The 14753-nt window shown below is 68.3% G+C and carries 16 protein-coding genes and 1 pseudogene; 9 read left to right on the forward strand and 8 right to left on the reverse strand.

Annotation, left to right across the window (positions count from 1 at the left end; translation table 11 throughout):
* From V6Z91_RS23480 to V6Z91_RS23495, 4 genes are all read right to left on the reverse strand, one after another.
* Positions 1-315, reverse strand: a complete 315-nt coding sequence (locus V6Z91_RS23480; protein WP_338761900.1) for a DUF3325 family protein — start codon at positions 313-315, stop codon at positions 1-3.
* Entirely contained in the window at positions 308-1987 is a 1680-nt protein-coding gene (locus tag V6Z91_RS23485) for a PepSY-associated TM helix domain-containing protein (RefSeq protein WP_338761902.1), read from the reverse strand. Before V6Z91_RS23485 ends, V6Z91_RS23480 begins: the two co-directional genes overlap by 8 nt.
* A gap of 10 nt (positions 1988-1997) precedes the next feature.
* Positions 1998-2294, reverse strand: a complete 297-nt coding sequence (locus V6Z91_RS23490) for an iron uptake protein (protein WP_338761904.1) — start codon at positions 2292-2294, stop codon at positions 1998-2000.
* A gap of 261 nt (positions 2295-2555) precedes the next feature.
* Positions 2556-5156, reverse strand: coding sequence for a TonB-dependent receptor (locus tag V6Z91_RS23495; protein WP_338761906.1), 2601 nt, complete (start codon positions 5154-5156; stop codon positions 2556-2558).
* 477 nt (positions 5157-5633) lie between these two features.
* On the opposite strand from V6Z91_RS23495, the gene V6Z91_RS23500 reads away from it, so the two are divergent.
* The 5 genes from V6Z91_RS23500 (at position 5634) to V6Z91_RS23520 (ending at position 8028) form a co-directional block, all read left to right on the forward strand.
* Positions 5634-5849 carry a hypothetical protein gene (locus V6Z91_RS23500; RefSeq protein WP_338761908.1) on the forward strand — a complete coding sequence of 72 codons (216 nt, stop codon included), beginning with the start codon at positions 5634-5636 and terminating at the stop codon, positions 5847-5849.
* Positions 5850-5887: 38 nt separating this feature from the next.
* On the forward strand, positions 5888-6406 hold the full coding sequence (locus V6Z91_RS23505) for a mechanosensitive ion channel domain-containing protein (protein ID WP_338761910.1): 519 nt from the start codon (positions 5888-5890) through the stop codon (positions 6404-6406).
* Positions 6407-6509: 103 nt separating this feature from the next.
* The gene (locus V6Z91_RS23510) at positions 6510-6737 is read left to right on the forward strand and encodes a hypothetical protein (RefSeq protein WP_338761912.1); all 228 of its coding nucleotides are present in this window, start codon (positions 6510-6512) and stop codon (positions 6735-6737) included.
* The gene (locus V6Z91_RS23515) at positions 6734-7009 is read left to right on the forward strand and encodes a hypothetical protein (protein WP_338761915.1); all 276 of its coding nucleotides are present in this window, start codon (positions 6734-6736) and stop codon (positions 7007-7009) included. The genes V6Z91_RS23510 and V6Z91_RS23515 overlap by 4 nt, the downstream gene beginning before the upstream one ends.
* Positions 7006-8028: a glycosyltransferase family 9 protein gene (locus V6Z91_RS23520; RefSeq protein ID WP_338761917.1), complete on the forward strand. Its 1023-nt coding sequence runs from the start codon at positions 7006-7008 to the stop codon at positions 8026-8028. The genes V6Z91_RS23515 and V6Z91_RS23520 overlap by 4 nt, the downstream gene beginning before the upstream one ends.
* Here the strand turns inward: V6Z91_RS23520 and V6Z91_RS23525 are convergent.
* Positions 8016-8180, reverse strand: coding sequence for a hypothetical protein (locus tag V6Z91_RS23525; RefSeq protein WP_338761919.1), 165 nt, complete (start codon positions 8178-8180; stop codon positions 8016-8018). The genes V6Z91_RS23520 and V6Z91_RS23525 overlap by 13 nt on opposite strands.
* A gap of 65 nt (positions 8181-8245) precedes the next feature.
* On the opposite strand from V6Z91_RS23525, the pseudogene V6Z91_RS23530 reads away from it, so the two are divergent.
* Together V6Z91_RS23530 and V6Z91_RS23535 are read left to right on the forward strand one after the other, a co-directional pair.
* A pseudogene (locus V6Z91_RS23530) lies at positions 8246-8416 on the forward strand (glycosyltransferase family 9 protein); the annotation flags it as partial.
* On the forward strand, positions 8400-8792 hold the full coding sequence (locus V6Z91_RS23535) for a glycosyltransferase family 9 protein (protein WP_338761922.1): 393 nt from the start codon (positions 8400-8402) through the stop codon (positions 8790-8792). The pseudogene V6Z91_RS23530 and the gene V6Z91_RS23535, both read left to right, overlap by 17 nt.
* A gap of 7 nt (positions 8793-8799) precedes the next feature.
* Here the strand turns inward: V6Z91_RS23535 and V6Z91_RS23540 are convergent, their stop codons facing one another.
* Complete coding sequence (locus tag V6Z91_RS23540) at positions 8800-9810, reverse strand: DNA-binding protein (RefSeq protein ID WP_338761924.1); 1011 nt, start codon at positions 9808-9810, stop codon at positions 8800-8802.
* Between the two features lie 262 nt (positions 9811-10072).
* On the opposite strand from V6Z91_RS23540, the gene V6Z91_RS23545 reads away from it, so the two are divergent.
* The gene (locus tag V6Z91_RS23545) at positions 10073-12196 is read left to right on the forward strand and encodes a TonB-dependent receptor (RefSeq protein WP_338761926.1); all 2124 of its coding nucleotides are present in this window, start codon (positions 10073-10075) and stop codon (positions 12194-12196) included.
* Between the two features lie 146 nt (positions 12197-12342).
* The gene (locus tag V6Z91_RS23550; RefSeq protein ID WP_338761929.1) at positions 12343-13371 is read left to right on the forward strand and encodes a pentapeptide repeat-containing protein; all 1029 of its coding nucleotides are present in this window, start codon (positions 12343-12345) and stop codon (positions 13369-13371) included.
* A gap of 12 nt (positions 13372-13383) precedes the next feature.
* Here V6Z91_RS23550 and V6Z91_RS23555 read toward each other — a convergent pair whose 3' ends face one another.
* Together V6Z91_RS23555 and V6Z91_RS23560 are read right to left on the reverse strand one after the other, a co-directional pair.
* Positions 13384-14100, reverse strand: coding sequence for an SDR family oxidoreductase (locus tag V6Z91_RS23555; protein WP_338761931.1), 717 nt, complete (start codon positions 14098-14100; stop codon positions 13384-13386).
* Positions 14101-14159: 59 nt separating this feature from the next.
* Positions 14160-14588: a chemotaxis protein CheD gene (locus V6Z91_RS23560; RefSeq protein ID WP_338761933.1), complete on the reverse strand. Its 429-nt coding sequence runs from the start codon at positions 14586-14588 to the stop codon at positions 14160-14162.
* Positions 14589-14753 lie beyond the last annotated feature (165 nt).

The following is a 14753-nucleotide window of genomic DNA, read 5'->3' on the forward strand; positions in this document are numbered from 1 at the left end:
TCAGCGGGCCCAGAACACGAGGCAGGCCAGCGCGCGCGCCCGCCACGTCAGCGTGAACGCGATCGCCAGCGCGGCGGAGGCCAGCGACATCAGCCAGACCAGCACCGCGATCGAGGCGGAATCCACGCTCAGGCACAGCGCCAGGGCGGCACCCAGCGCCGCGGTTCCCAGGGTGCGCAGCGCGGCGGCGAGCCCGGCCGGTTGCGGCACTGCCCCGCGCACCTGTGCCCAATGCACATCCAGCGACAGGGCGAACCAGCCCATGCCCGCCATACACGCCGCCAGCGCGGCCAGCAGCATCAACGCATCACGCATGGCCAGCCTCCAGCACTGCGGCCTTGGCGGCGGCCGGCACGGCATCGCGCCGCCGCAGCCGCAGTGCCGCCACCGCGGCGACACCCGCACCGGCCAGCATGAACAGGTCCGCGCCGGCGACGGGCCAATATCCTTCGGCGACCGTACGCAACAGGTGATCGCCCGTGGTGATCCAGTTCAGCGCCGGCGCCAGCACGCCGAGCACGGCGATCGCCAGGCACTGTTCACGCCAGGCCGGCGCCAGCTTGCCCGCGGCCACCGGCGCGGTGCGCCACACGGCGTGCGCCATGGCCAGCGCCCACGCGCCCCAGAAGCAGTACTTCTCCAGGTCGCCTCGCCATGGCCAACCGGCGGGCAAGGTGTCCGGCAACAGCCGGTTCGCGACCAGCATGCCGAGCGCCGCGATGACCATGCCGGTGACCGTGGTGACGGCCAGCGCATCGACGACGCGTGCGCCCATGCTGCCCTGCTTCGCGTGCTGGCGCTTGCGTTTCTCGACGAAGAACAGGAAGCCGGTGGCGATGCAGGCGCAGCCGGCCAGGCCGCCCAGCACGTACAGCCAGCGCAGCAGCCAGTGGCGGAAGTGCTGCAGGTGCAGGCCGGTCAGGAATTCGTTGATCCGCGCGACGACGGTCGGTGCCGGGTCCTCGCGCAGCAGCGCGCCGGTCGATGCCTTGAAGTGGATGCCTTCGCCGGTCAGCGCGATGCGGTCGGTGCCCGCCCGGTACACCGAGACATAGCCGTTGGCGTCGCCCGGGAACTGCACGGAAAGGAAACCGACGTCGCCCGCCATGCCCTTCGCGGCCCAGCGGCGCTGCGCTTCGGCCACCATCGCGTCCACCGAGGCGAGCGGCGCGGCGACACCGGCCCGCTCGTGCGGCAAGCCGGTCTCCAGTGCTTCGATGCGTTCATGCTCGTCGTGCAGCCGTTCCAGCTGCGTGTGCGTGACCGGAAAGTAGATGTAGGCAAAGATCACCAGGCCGGTGAACGCGAAGAAGAAGTGGAATGGCAGCGCGACCACGCCGGTCAGGTTGTGCAAGTCCAGCAGGCTGCGCTGGGTGCTCTTGTTTGGCCGGAACGTGAACAGTTCGCGGAACAGCTTGCGGTGCATGATCACGCCGGTGACGAGCGCCACGAGCATCATCAGGGCGGCGAAGCCGACGATCCAGTAGCCCACCTGCTTCCATTCCAGCGTGAGGCTGTAGTGCAGCGGGTAGAAGAAGCCGCTGCCGACCTTCAGGCGGTCGTCCGGCAGCGCCTTGCCGTCGCGCGGGTCGATCGTGCGCAGCGCGAAGATATCGGTTCCCTTGTCCTTCGCGTTCGGCACGTCGTACCCCACGAACAGGCTCAGCACCGGGTCGCGGTGCGTGGTGTACGCCCCCATGCGGTTCACGGTGTCGAAGCGCTCGGGCAGCGGCCCATCGACCAGGCTGCTCATCGCGGCACGGGCATCCTCGAGCGGCTGCATGTCCTCGAACACGGGGCGCAGCAGCTTGTCGAACGACGGCATCGGCTGCGGCGCGAAGCGCGTGGCCGGCATGGCCCAGCGGTCGATCTCGCGGTCGAACACTGACAGCGCGCCGAAGAAGAACACGACCATCAGCACGAACCCCAGGAACAGGCCGAACCAGGTGTGCAGCCAGGCCATCGACAGGCGGAAATTGGACAGCATGTGCGCTCCTTCAGACCAGTTGCTGTTGCAGCAGCGATGCGGCGGCGGCCAGCACGGCCCCGCCTCCAAGCATCACCAGCCAGACCCGTCCCAGACTGCGCGCCGCGAAGGCCAGCAGGAAGGCGACCAGGAACACCAGCAGGCCGACGAGGTAGGACAGGTGTTCGGCATCGTGGAATTCCATGCCGGCGGCGAACAGCGCGGCGGTACCGAAGGCGATCACGCCCCAGCTGAAGGCATAGCCGCCGAGCACGGCGGCGGCGGTACGGTGGACGATGTGGAAAGGACTGGAGGTCAGTGCGGCCATGGTTGGCTTTCAGGGATTGAACACGGAAATGGCGCCGCAAGCCGCATGGCACCAAAGCAAATGAGAAGCATTCTCATTGTATAACGGGCTTATCCATGTTTCAACCGGAGATTGCCGCTTGACAGGCTGCGGCGCGGAGGACGCGCGCAAGAGACGGCTGTCGACCTGTCCCGTAAACGGAAAAACGCGTTGCCGGCCGGAGCCGCGCAACGCGTCCGCCGCACCGCCGGCAAGGGCGGCGCGTCGTGGCCTATGCCCGGATCACAGCTTCCAGCGCAGCGTCAGGCCGATCACGCGATCGTAGCGACGGATATCGCGCGGATTGCTCTCGATGCCGTGGTAGTCCTTGTACTTCCGGTCGGTCAGGTTTTCCACGTCCAGGGTCACGCCGAGGGTGTCGCTGATCTTGTACGAGATCGATGCATCCACGGTCTCGATCGGATCGACGATCAGGTCGATCGGGCCGATCGGCGCCGCAATGGCGCGGTAGTTGAACGTGTCCACGAAGCGGCTGCGGTAGTTGTAAGCCAGGCGGCCGGACCACGGGCCGCGCTCGTACAGGCCGACGATATTGGCGGCGTTCTTGGACATGCCCTGAAATGGCGCTTCCTTGCCGTTGTCGATGAAGTGACCCTTCATGTACGTGTAGTTCGCTTCCAGGCCGAAACCACTGAGCCAGCCCGGCAGGAAGTCGTAGAACTGGCGGTAGCCGATCTCGATGCCTTCCAGCTGGCCATCGTTGACGTTGCGCGGGCGGTCCATGCGGTACTGCTTGCCATCGATCGTTTCCAGTGCCAGCGAACGGATGATGTAGTTCTCGAACTTGTGCTTGAACACCGTGGCGGTCACGCTGCCGGTCGGTGCGAAGTACCATTCGAGCGCCACGTCGGCATTCTTGCCGACGACCGGCTTCAGGTCCGGGTTGCCGCCGTTGCCGCCATAGATGCCCAGGCCATCGGGCGTCGCACCCAGCGATACGCCCGGGTTGAAGTCGCCGAAAGCCGGACGCTGAATCGTCTTGCCCGCATTGATGCGGCCGATCAGCGAGTCGGTCAGGTTGGCCTTCACCGTCAGGTTCGGCAGCACGTCGGTATCGGAAACCTTGCGGTTGACCGCCACCGGCTGGCCAGCGATGTTCGAGAAGCCGTTCACGTCCAGCTTGGTCTTCACGACACGCACGCCCAGCGTGCCTTCGACCGGGACCGGCCCCGCGTTGAAGCCGAAACGGGTCTTGCCGTACAACGCGCTCGTGTCTTCGCTGTTCGTGTACAGGGAGTACGGGTCGGGCGCCGTGCGGCCATCGCGGCCGTACAGCTTGCGCCAGGCGTCGATGTTGCGATGCTGGTAATCGCCGCAGATCACCAGCCACTGCGCCATGCCGTAGTCGTTCGAGAACGCTTTCGACGGGCAGGTCAGGCCTGGCAGCGAGCTCACTGCCGGCAGGCCCGGCACCGCCGGCAGGAAGTTCAGGCTTTCATGCTGGTAGCGCGCGGTGCGCTTGGCCAGCCGGACGCCCATCGAGAACTCGCGGAAGAAGCTTTCCTCTCCATTGCTGTACGTGGCGTCGGCACGCCAGTCCTTCGACTGGCCGCCGGACGCCTGCCAGTTGTCGATGAAGTTGTGCAGCGTGTAGTTGTTCGGGTCCAGCATGTTGTAGCCGGGATAGTCGAAACGCGCGCCGCCGTTCACATAGGTCTGGCCGACAATCGTGGTCGGATGCGCCAGCATCTCCATGATCGGCATTTCCTGCTTCCAGCGGCTGGTGGTGCGCACGAACTCGGTCGAGACGCGCAGGTCCGGGGTCACGCGCCACTTGGCCCCGATCGCGCCCTGGTGCGTTTCGGAATCGTCGCGCGGCGCCTGGTTGGAGCTCAATGCCGTCGGACTGCTGGACGACGTGACCGTGTCCACCTGGTTCGTGCCAGGGAACAGCGTGTACTGCGTGGTCGGGCCCCAGCCCAGGTTGGCCAGGAAGAACTGGCTTTCGCGGTCGTGGTCGATGCGGGTCGACCAGCCTTCGGCGTACAGTTCCACGTCCTTCGACGGCTTAAACTGGACAGCCCAGTTGGCGGCATAGCGCTCGCGCACGCCGACCACGCTCGAATGGCCCAGGTCGACGGGGCCCGTGACGGCCGGGTTCGGCTTGCTGGTGTTGTTCGTGACGGTATTGTCCGGCGGCGAATTCCACGTGACTTCGTCGAAGTAGCGGCCTTTCTGGTACGACACGCCGAACAGCGCGCCGAGTTCGCCGAAGCCCGTGTTCCAGCGGTTCGAGATCATGCCGGACACTTGCGGGTCGGTCTTGCCGACCTTGTCGCGGCTTTCCAGGCGGCCCGTCATGCTGGCCGAAAAGCCCTTGAAGTCGAACGGGCGGGCCGTGCGCACGTCGATCACGCCGGCGGTGCCGCCTTCGACCATTTCCGCGCCCTGCGTCTTGTAGACATCGATACGCTGGAGCATGGTGGTCGGAATGTCCGACAGGTACAGGTTACGGCCGGTCGAGGTGTAGACCTCCCGGCCGTTCAGCAGCGTGGTCAGGCCCGGCAGGCCGCGAATGATCACTTCATTCGCTTCGCCGCCCTGGCGGCGCACCTGCACGCCGGTCACGCGGCCGAGGATCTCGGCCACGTTCTTGTCCGGGAACTTGCCGGCGTCTTCCGCGACGATCGAATCGATCACCTCGTCGGAGTTGCGCTTGATCGTTTGCGCGCTCTGTGCGGCGCGCCGCACACCGGTCACGACGACTGCGACCGGTTCGGTCGATGCCTGCGCCTGCTCGGCCACGGCCTGGGCGTTTTGTGCCCAGACCGATGCGCTGCTGAGGATGCCGGCACCCGCCAGGACGGCGACCGACAGTTTCATTTTCATCTGATGCGATGGGGGAGTGTGACCGAACGAATTCGATGTCATCGAGGATCTCCTGATCGTTATAGTTTTTGTGAAAAGACGTGTGCTACCACTGTCAACTCAATACTGCAAGGCGATGGTAGTGATCGGAGTGAGATCGATCCAATCATTTTTTTGCGGAATCCGATGTCATATTTGATATTGCTACCGGCACCTCAGCGGTTCGCAGCAGCAACACCCGTTCCTCATGAGATCCAACGCGATGCTCGGGATGCTGCTTGCGCTTTGATTACAAAGGCTTTCAACCCGCCGCGGCGGGAGCGTAAGCGCTCGGATTCGCGCAAGAACGTGATTGCACCGCATGCTGCGCGGCCATGCCGATCGAAGACAGGCCGCCCGGGACGGGCATCGAATCCGGTTGCATTGTATGAATTGCGCAACATGGTACCGGCACCCTTGCGCGCCATCCGGCAATGGCCCGGCGATGCATGAATGTCATCGAAAAGGGTGTTCCGCGCACCGCTGGCCGGCTACACGCCACGCGAGCGGGCCGAAGCGGCCGAGCGGCGCCCCGACAAGGCGACGAGCCGCGCCGGCGCGCAGCGTCCCGCCATCCGCACGCTCGACGAAGGCACGCAAGTCCTGCTCGTCACACCGGGCGACATCGACGCGCTGGCCGGCGACACGACCGAGGCGGTTCGGGCCTGATCCTCATCTATACGAAGTCGCTGCGCAAGGGAGAATTCGTGCGCATCGGGCATCCCGAGGGCACGGTGGCGCAAGGGGGCATGTTCGCCACCCGGCTGCGCACCCGCTTCGGCGAGGAGATCGCCCTGCCCGATGCCTTTATCCTTGGGAACACGGTGCGCAACTTCTCGCGCGCCCGGCCGGGCACCGGCTGCATGCTGGACACGGGCGTCACCATCGGCTACGACACGCCGTGGCGGCAGGTGCACGCCATGCTCGCCGCCGCGGCTGCGGCGACGCCCGGCCTCGCCGCCGATCCCGCGCCGATCGTGGCCCAGACCGGGCTGTCGGACTTCTACATCGGGTACAAGCTGATCGCCTATGTGGAATACGCGTCGCCGCGCGACCGCGCCGAAGTCCTGACCCACCTGCACCAGAACATCGTCGACGAATTCAACCTGCGGGGCGTGCAGATCATGTCGCCGCACTCCACCGAGCAGCCGGCCGCGGCGCACGTGCTCGCCCCTGCGGACTGGCACCGGGCGCCGGCGGCGCCGCCGCCCGACCACGTCCCATGACCGGTTAGCGGGTTGTTGCATGGATGCCGCAGATCGCGACATTTCCGCGCCACCAGTTGGAACGGTCCCGCTACACTGAGCCTCCCTGAATCGGGAGGTGACCATGATGCCGACGGTGTTGGGAATCAATCGCACGCAGGACGCCAGTGCCTGCCTGATGCGCGGCCAGTCCCCGTTCTACATGGCCACGCGCCACGGGGTCGAATGCGTGGCCAAGCAGCTGTGGGACCGCGACGACGACAACCCCGTCGGCCTTGGCATGTTCTACTTCCTGCTGGCGGACGCGATCTTTCCCGGCGAAGGCAACGAGGGCGGCGGCAAGGCGCCATGATCCAGGCCTACCCAGCCCACGCCAGCGTGCCGCGCGGCGGCACATTGATGCTTCACGTCAGCACCGGCCGCCGCCGCTTTCGCATGCACTCCCTGCGCTGGACCGGGCGGCTCGAACCGCTGGCCGCCACGGCCTGGCTGCCCGGCGAACATGCGCCGCTGCGCGATGCCGGCAGCACCGACTGGCCGCAAGCGGTGGTCTCGGGCGATGGCGGGCCCGTCGCCGCGATCACCCGCAACGTGATGTCGCATCTGCTGGAGGGCACGGCATGAAGGCGTTGCCCCTGCCGCACGCCGGCGGCATCGTCGTCTTCCGTGCGCTGCAGCTGGGCGACATGCTGTGCGCGGTGCCGGCCCTGCGCGCCCTGCGGGCGGCCGCGCCGCACGCCCACATCACGCTCGTCGGCCTGCCGTGGGCAGCCCAGTTCGCGCAGCGCTTCGCCGCCTACCTCGACGATTTCCTGCCCTTTCCCGGCCACCCCGCCCTGCCCGAGCAGCCGGTGCGGCACGCCGACATGCCGGCCTTTCACACGGCGCTGGCGCGGCGCAGGCCGGCACTGGCGATACAGATGCATGGCGACGGCACGCGCACCAACGCAATCGTGGCCGGCTTCGGCAGCGCCGCCTGTGCCGGCTTTTACCCGGAAGGCGCGACCGCGCCGCCGGGCTGGGCCGGCATACCCTGGCCCGCCGCGGGGACCGAACCGGAACGGCTGCTGCGGCTGACGGACAGCCTGGGCGCACCGCGCCGCGGCGACCAGCTGGAGTTTCCCCTGACGGCCGGCGACACGGCGGAACTGCGCTCGTCCGGCCTCGCCGAAGGCCTCGTGCCGGGCGCCTACTTCTGCATCCACCCGGGCGCGCGCAGCCGCGACAAGTGCTGGTCCGTGGAACGCTTCGCCGAAGTGGCGGATCACGTCGCGCAGGCCTGGGCGCTGACTCCCGTATTTACCGGCGCGGCCAACGAGGCCGACCTGGCGAACGCCGTGGCGCGGCGCATGGCGGTGCCCGCGCGCATCGCCGCCGGCCCGATCTCGATCGGCGCGATGGCGGCGCTGATGGCGGGCGCGCGACTGCTGGTGTGTAACGATACGGGGGTTTCGCACATCGCGGCCGGCCTGCGCCTGCCCAGCGTGGTCGTGTTCAGCAAGGCCGATATCCGCCGCTGGGCCCCGGCCGACGCGGCGCTGCACCGCTGCCTGTGGGACCCGGAAGGCGCCCGCGCCGCCGACGTGATCGCCCATGCCGACGCGCTGCTGGCCGGCGCGCCGCCCGCGGGTCAGCGCTCGTAGACTTCCATGGCCCGCGCGGCGACGTCATCGGCGTCCACGTCATCGACGAACGACACGTCGTGCGCGCAGCGCTCGTACCGGTTGTCGTGCCCGCACACACGGGGGCAATGCACGCACGCCGACACGGCGGGGCTGAGCAGTTGCAGGCGCAACGCGACACTGCCTGCCACATTGGTGTACCAGAAGAGGCATCATGCCGGGCGCGCCGTGGGTACCGATGCATCCGGGTGCCACGGCGCCGTCGCGCCGCTACCCGGCGGCGCACTGGTCGCGCGTCATCGAACAGGTCACGCGCCGGGCTGGCCTGCAGGTGGTGCTCACCGGCGGGCCGGACGAAGTGGCGCTGGTGCGTTACATTGTCGCCGCGGCCGATGGCGCGCCGGGAGCCGTGCTGGCACTGGCCGGCCAGTTATCGCTGGGCGAACCGGGGGCGGCGATCGCGCTGGCCGGCGGTGGCCTCGAACAATTCCAGGCCGGCGCATATCAGCGCCGCGCTGGGCACGCCGGTCGTCGACCTGTACGCGCTGACGAATCCGCAGCACACGCCATGGCAGGTGCCGAACCGAGTGCTGTTCCACGACGTGCCATGCCGGAATTGCTACAGCAGCGTGTGCCGCGAGGGGCACCATGCTTGTCTGGCGCAGGTGAAGCCGGAACAGGTGGTGGCGGCCCTGCTGGAATTGCTCGATGAGGCGGACGTTGCGCCCGCCGGCTTGCCTTCGGCCGCGCGCCCCGTGGCAGCCGCCCCGCCGCGTACGCCGTGAGCGGGTGTCAGTCCGCCGGCGCCCGCTTGCGCGGCCGTGCGGGCTCGGCCCGTTCCGCGGCGTGGCGCAGCGCTGTTTCCAGCGCGGCGGCACGGCCGGTCGCCGCGGCTGCCTCGGCGCGGGCCGCGGCCAGCTCGCGGCGCGCGCCCGCCAGCTCGCTGAACGCGCCATCGCGGGCGGCCGCGGCGGCGGCGGCGCTGCCTTCGAGCGCACCGATGCGCTGGTGCAGCGCGGCCGCCTGCGACAGCGACTCGCGCAGCTCGGCGCGATGGCGTTCCGTGGCCGCCTCGGCCGCCTCCCGCCCGGCGTCCAGCGCCCTTTGGAGGCGCTCGATGTCCTGCATTGCCTGCCGTTGCCTCGCTTCGGCGGCATCCCGTTCCGATTGCAGCTGCGTGCGCAGCTTGTCGAGGGCCGCGGCATGGTCGCGCTCCACGGTCTTGAACCACGCGTGCTGCTCGTTGAGCTCCTTGCGCGCTTCGTCGGCGCGCTCGCGCAAGCGCGTATTCAGCGCCTCGCTCGCGCCGAGCTGGTGACGCAATGCCGTCACCTCGTCCCGCGCGGCCGCCAGCGCTGCCCGTCCGGCTTCCAGCTCGGCCGCGAGTGCCGCGGCGCGCGCGGCCGCCTCCTCCTCCGCCCGGGCCGCCGCGGCGACCCGCGCCTCCGCTTCCTCGCGCAGGACCGCCAGCGACGCGGCCGCGGCGTCCTGTGCCTGTTTCCACAGCGCCGACAGCAGCTCGCCGGCACCCGTCCGCAAGGATTCGGGCAGGTCCGGCCCCTCGATCGTCACCCGGCTGCGTTCGCGCAACTGGCTCCAGAACTTGGCCAACGCCTCGGCCGGCGCCGACATGCTGCCCTTGCGAACCAGCTGGTACAACCGGTTCGCCGTGGGCGTCAATCCATAGCGGAAGAACATCACCGCGCAGACCTCGCGGTACAGCTCCTGCGTATTCGGATGGCGCGCACGCAACGCCTCCACATCGTTCAACAACTGGGTTTCGGCGGTCAGCGCGGTTTCCATGGGAGCTCCTGTCATTGTTCAGTAATAATACAACGCTATATGTAGCGTTTCCAGACCGCGAAGGGCTTCGGAATAAAAAGTTGCCTGAAATCGGGGTCTGACCCTGGTTTCAGGCAACGAAGACGGTTTAACCGCGTCGATCGCTGCGGTGAGACAGGAAAAGTGATCATTTGATACATTAAGAGGCAAATTTTGCATTTGCTGTTGCATTTCAGAACGGTTATCATCACCGGCTTTTTTCACGACACCTGCAGGAGCCACAATGGTCCGACCGCATCCGATTCCCCACGCCGTGGCGCTGGCATGCCTGGCGCTGGGCCAGGCGTCGGCCCAGGCCCAGGAGGACGTACCGATAGCCGAAGTGGTGGTGACTGCCACCCGCCAGGCAAAGTCCGTCGACAAGATTCCGGGCGCGGTCACGGTGGTGGGCCAGCGCGACCTGGAAACGCAGTACCTGCTGGCCGACGACCCGTCGGCGGCGCTGGCCACGTACATTCCCGGCTATTCGCCGAGCCGGCAGAAGCTCTCGTCCACCGGCGAGTCGCTGCGCGGGCGCACGCCGCTGATCCTGCTCGACGGTGTGCCGCAATCGAATCCGCTGCGGGCCGGCATGCGGGAAGGCTACTTCGCCGACACGGCAATCATCGAGCGGATCGAGGTCATCGCTGGAGCGTCCGCCATTCAGGGAATGGGCGCGACCGGCGGCATCATCAACTACATCACGAAGACGCCGCGCCAGGAAGGGACCAGCTATGCCGTCCATGCCCGCGCGGCCACGGGCTTCCGGCACGACAACCTCGACTGGAAGACGGGCTTCTCGGTCGCGCACAAGTCCGGCGCGTTCGACCTGTTCGGCTATGCCAGCGTACAGCGGCGCGGCATGGCCTACGATGGCGACGGCCGCCTGGTCGGCATCGACGCGCTGCAGGGCGACACCCTCGATGCCGGGGGGCACGACGTTTTCCTCAAGCTGGGCCGCAATTTCGGCGACCAGCGGGTGCAGTTGACGGTCAACCGCTTCAACTTCCGTGGCGACCTCGACTACGTTACGGTGCCCGCCGACTTCGTGCACGACATCCCCACTTCCGCAACGCCGGGACGCCCGCCCGGCAACCCCGCGCGCAATGACGTGCGCACCGCCAGCCTGGATTACCGCCACGGTGCGCTGCTGGGCGGCGTCTTCAGCGCCCAGCTGTTCAGCCAGGACTTCAAGGCGCTGTACGGCGGCAGCAATACGTTCACCTTCCAGGATGCGCGCCTGGCGCGCCCCGGCAGGCTGTTCGACCAGTCGGAAATCAATGCCGACAAATACGGTGCGAAGCTGACCTATGTGCGCCCCGACCTGCTGCTGCCCGGCCTCGAGTGGACAGTGGGGATCGACCACCTGCGCGACCGCAGCGGCCAGCGCATGGCGCTGACGAACCGCACCTGGGTGCCGACGCTGGACTTCACGTCCACCGCACCCTTCCTGCAGCTCGAGTACGAGGCCGGCTCCTTGACGATACGGGGCGGTGTGCGGCGCGAATCGGCACGCCTGGAAGTCGATCCGTATACCACCCTGTGGTCCTATGGCGGGCACGCCGTCGGCGGCGGCACCCGTTCGTTCGACAAGGCCGTGAAGAACGTCGGCGCCGTGTGGCGTTTCGCCTCCCATTGGTCGGCGTTCGTCTCCTCTTCCGAAGGTTTCGGCCTGCCCGACGTGGGCGTGGTGCTGCGCGGCGTGAACCGGCCAGGCCAGTCCGTCGGTACGCTGTTCGAACTGCAGCCCGTCATCACGCGCAATCAGGAAATCGGCGTCAACTGGCGCGGCGTGCGCGGCAGCGCCGGCGCCTCGTTCTACGATTCGCGTTCCAAGCTCGGCACCGTCATGCGCATCAATGCCGAAGGGCTGGGCGTGCTGGACCGCGTGCCCACGACCGTGCGCGGCTGGGAAGTATCGGCCGAACTGCGGCCGACGAAGGCGTATTCCCTGTTTGGCACGTATGCGAAAACGATGGGCAAGACCGCCGCGGCGGCCGGCGCGCCCATGGACCTCGCGCTGGGGGCCCGCGCGCAAGGTCCGCACAAGCTGGTGATCGGTGCCAACTGGCAGCCGCTGCCGCGCACCCAGCTACGGCTGCAGGCGACGCGCCTGTCCGACCGCGACATCAATATCGGCCGCGCTGCCGGGCCGATCGTGCTCGAGGAGCACTTCCGCGGCTATACCCTGGCGGACCTGGCCGGCACGTGGGATACCCGCTGGGGCCGCTTTGGCCTGGGCATCGAGAACCTGACGGACCGCCATTACATCGGCTACTACCCGCAATCGGTCCGGTTCAAGGACCCCTTGACCTACTTCGCTGGCCGGGGCCGCACGTATTCCATCAGCTATACACGCAGCTTCTAGTCTGCAACGCGGCAAAGTTCCCTAAAATCGTTTGCGTTTTATCAAAACTATTGCAACTGGCTGAACCGAAGGCTTAATGAATCGGCACGACGGGCCCATAATCGGCCCAGAGGGTACGATAACGTGCCCGACCATGGAGGCCGGTCATGAACATCTTTCCGTCAGTGCTGTGGGGCAGGCTGCGAGGCTGCGCTCCCGTCAAGCCGGCGGCGGTAAGCCAGGACGCCGCCGCCCAGCTGCGCGAGTGGGTGCGCAGCGGCGCGCCGATGGCCGGGCGCGACCTGTCCGGCAGCGACCTGCGCGGGATGGTGCTCGATGGGGCGGACCTGTCCGGCGCCGTGCTGGAAGGCGCCGACCTGCGTGGCGCCAGCCTGCGCGGCACGCTGCTGCGCCATGCGCTGCTGACCGGCGCGCTGCTCGATGATGCCGATGCCTGCGGGGCCCAGTTCGACGGCGCCCGCCTCGACGGCAGCGGCGCCGAACACGCGCGGCTCCGCGGCGCATCGCTGCGCGGGGTGCGCGCCAACGAGGCCAACTGGCAAGGCGCCGACCTGTCCGATGCCAACCTCGATGAGTTCGTTGCCGTCGGCATCACCCTGTCGCACGCGGTGCTCGACCGCAGCCGCGCCACGGCAGCCGTGCTGCTGGACGCGCACGCCGGCGCCAGCCGCTGGCGCGGCGCCCGCTGGGACAAGGTGCTGGCCTTGCGGGCACAGTTTCCACGCGCAGACTTCCGCCAGACGCGCCTGTCCGGCTGCGCCCTCAGCGGTGCCGACCTGGCCGGCAGCACCTGGCAATATGCCGAGCTGGACGGCTTGCAAGGGGCTGCCGGCACGGACTGGCAAGGCGCCGTGCTGCGCGGCGTACGGGCCGCCGATTGCAATTTTCACGGCGCCCGGCTGGCGAACGCCGACCTGACGGGCGGACGCTTCCTGCGGTCGGACTTCGGTACCAGCGACCTCACCGGCGCGCTGCTCGACAACGCCCAGTTTCCGTTCGCCACGCTGATCGGCGCCCGGCTGCAGCGCGCGCAGGCCAATGGCGCGGACTTCGCCCGCTGCGCCTGCCGCCGCGGCGACTTCGCCGGCGCCACGATCGACGGCGCCCGCTTCGCCTGGCCCGGCGCCGGCGGCGACCTGTCCCTGGTGACCCGGCTGGCCGCCGGCGTGCCCTGAACGGCCCCTGTGCTAACCCAGGTCGCGCAAGTCGGCGACCGGCGCGTTGCCGAAGCGCGCATCCAGCACATAATCGACCAGCGCCGCACCGGCATCGCCGGGATCGGCCAGCGCGCCGTCGCGCTTCAACGCCATGAAGCGTTCGATGGCGGGAAAATCGGTTTGTGCTGTCGCGCGGATTTCTGCCTGCATGGCCGTATCGATCACGCCCGGCGCGACGCTGGCGATGGACAGGTTCGGCAGGCCATCGAGCGCCACCGCGCGGGCATGCATGTCCAGCGCCGCCTTGGTCGCGCAATACAGGCTCCAGCCGCTGTACGGCGCCCTGCCCGCCCCGCTCGATACGTGCGCCACGCGCCGCCCGGCGCAGCCGGCCGTCGCGGCCACGAACGCATCGGTGAGCACCAGCGCGGCGGTGACATTCACGGTAACCGCCAGCGCCAGCCGGCCTGCTCCCTGCCCGCCCGGAGGGCCGACCGGTTGCACGACCCCGGCATTATTGATAAGGATTGCGCGCTCGGCGCCGGCCAGGAAAGCGGCCAGCTCGCCGCCATCCAGCCAGGCGGACAGCGCCGCCGGATCGCCGAGGTCGAGCGCCACCTCGCGCACGCCTGGCAAGCCGGGATTGCCGTGCCTGGCAATGCCCATCACCTCGGCGCCGCGCGCCAGCAAGGCGCGCGCGATACCCTCGCCCAATCCCCGGCTGTGTCCCGTCACGATGGCCTTCATCCGTCCTCCACTGGCAAAAAGCGCATTGTAGTGGGAGCGCGGCATCGGCGCCGCGCCCGTCAGCTGGATTGCAGCCGCTTCGTTTCGTAGACCAGCGTGGCGCAGTGCAGCGTGATGCGGGAGCCGAGGCTGCCGCCCGTCAATTGGTGGACCACGCGTAGGCCGTACGACTGCATGGCGCGCTCGAACGCGACGATATTGCGTTCGCCGACGCGCAGCGGCGACTGCACGCGGTCGAACAGGCTGGCGCCGCCGGCGGCCACCACTTCCAGTTCGGCGTAATCCTCCGGCCGCGCGCCGAGCCCGCGCAGCAAGGCGGGAACGGCATTGCTGACGTAGCGGACGTCGATGCCGGAATCGCCCGCCGGCGCTTCCGCGAGCAGGCAATGCGCCAGCGCGCAACGCTTCTTGCGCCGCCAGATGATGCCGATCCCCACGCAGGAGCCCAGCAGTGCGGTCAGCACCATGTCGCCGGTTCCGACCGCCATGGCGCCGGCCCACACGTGCCGGACGTCGGCCTGTGGCGGGCGAGCGACAATGCCGGGCGGCCCCGGTTGCGGAAACTGCGGAAAGCTTACAGGCATGCGGGCCCAATCGGGAGAGTTGTCAGGGAAATACGGGCGCCGGACATTGATTGGGTCGGCACGTAATGA

It is taken from the genome of Massilia sp. METH4 (assembly GCF_037094685.1).
Lineage (GTDB): Bacteria > Pseudomonadota > Gammaproteobacteria > Burkholderiales > Burkholderiaceae_D > Rugamonas.

Coding starts and splice junctions, on each gene's coding strand:
- V6Z91_RS23540 (WP_338761924.1), bottom strand. CDS start 9,810: ATGGAAACCGCGCTGACCGCCGAAACCCAGTTGTTGAACGATGTGGAG.
- V6Z91_RS23490 (WP_338761904.1), bottom strand. CDS start 2,294: ATGGCCGCACTGACCTCCAGTCCTTTCCACATCGTCCACCGTACCGCC.
- V6Z91_RS23500 (WP_338761908.1), top strand. CDS start 5,634: ATGTCATCGAAAAGGGTGTTCCGCGCACCGCTGGCCGGCTACACGCCA.
- V6Z91_RS23545 (WP_338761926.1), top strand. CDS start 10,073: ATGGTCCGACCGCATCCGATTCCCCACGCCGTGGCGCTGGCATGCCTG.
- V6Z91_RS23495 (WP_338761906.1), bottom strand. CDS start 5,156: ATGAAACTGTCGGTCGCCGTCCTGGCGGGTGCCGGCATCCTCAGCAGC.
- V6Z91_RS23555 (WP_338761931.1), bottom strand. CDS start 14,100: ATGAAGGCCATCGTGACGGGACACAGCCGGGGATTGGGCGAGGGTATC.
- V6Z91_RS23550 (WP_338761929.1), top strand. CDS start 12,343: ATGAACATCTTTCCGTCAGTGCTGTGGGGCAGGCTGCGAGGCTGCGCT.
- V6Z91_RS23520 (WP_338761917.1), top strand. CDS start 7,006: ATGAAGGCGTTGCCCCTGCCGCACGCCGGCGGCATCGTCGTCTTCCGT.
- V6Z91_RS23515 (WP_338761915.1), top strand. CDS start 6,734: ATGATCCAGGCCTACCCAGCCCACGCCAGCGTGCCGCGCGGCGGCACA.
- V6Z91_RS23480 (WP_338761900.1), bottom strand. CDS start 315: ATGCGTGATGCGTTGATGCTGCTGGCCGCGCTGGCGGCGTGTATGGCG.
- V6Z91_RS23485 (WP_338761902.1), bottom strand. CDS start 1,987: ATGCTGTCCAATTTCCGCCTGTCGATGGCCTGGCTGCACACCTGGTTC.
- V6Z91_RS23560 (WP_338761933.1), bottom strand. CDS start 14,588: ATGGCGGTCGGAACCGGCGACATGGTGCTGACCGCACTGCTGGGCTCC.
- V6Z91_RS23510 (WP_338761912.1), top strand. CDS start 6,510: ATGATGCCGACGGTGTTGGGAATCAATCGCACGCAGGACGCCAGTGCC.
- V6Z91_RS23535 (WP_338761922.1), top strand. CDS start 8,400: ATGGCGCGCCGGGAGCCGTGCTGGCACTGGCCGGCCAGTTATCGCTGG.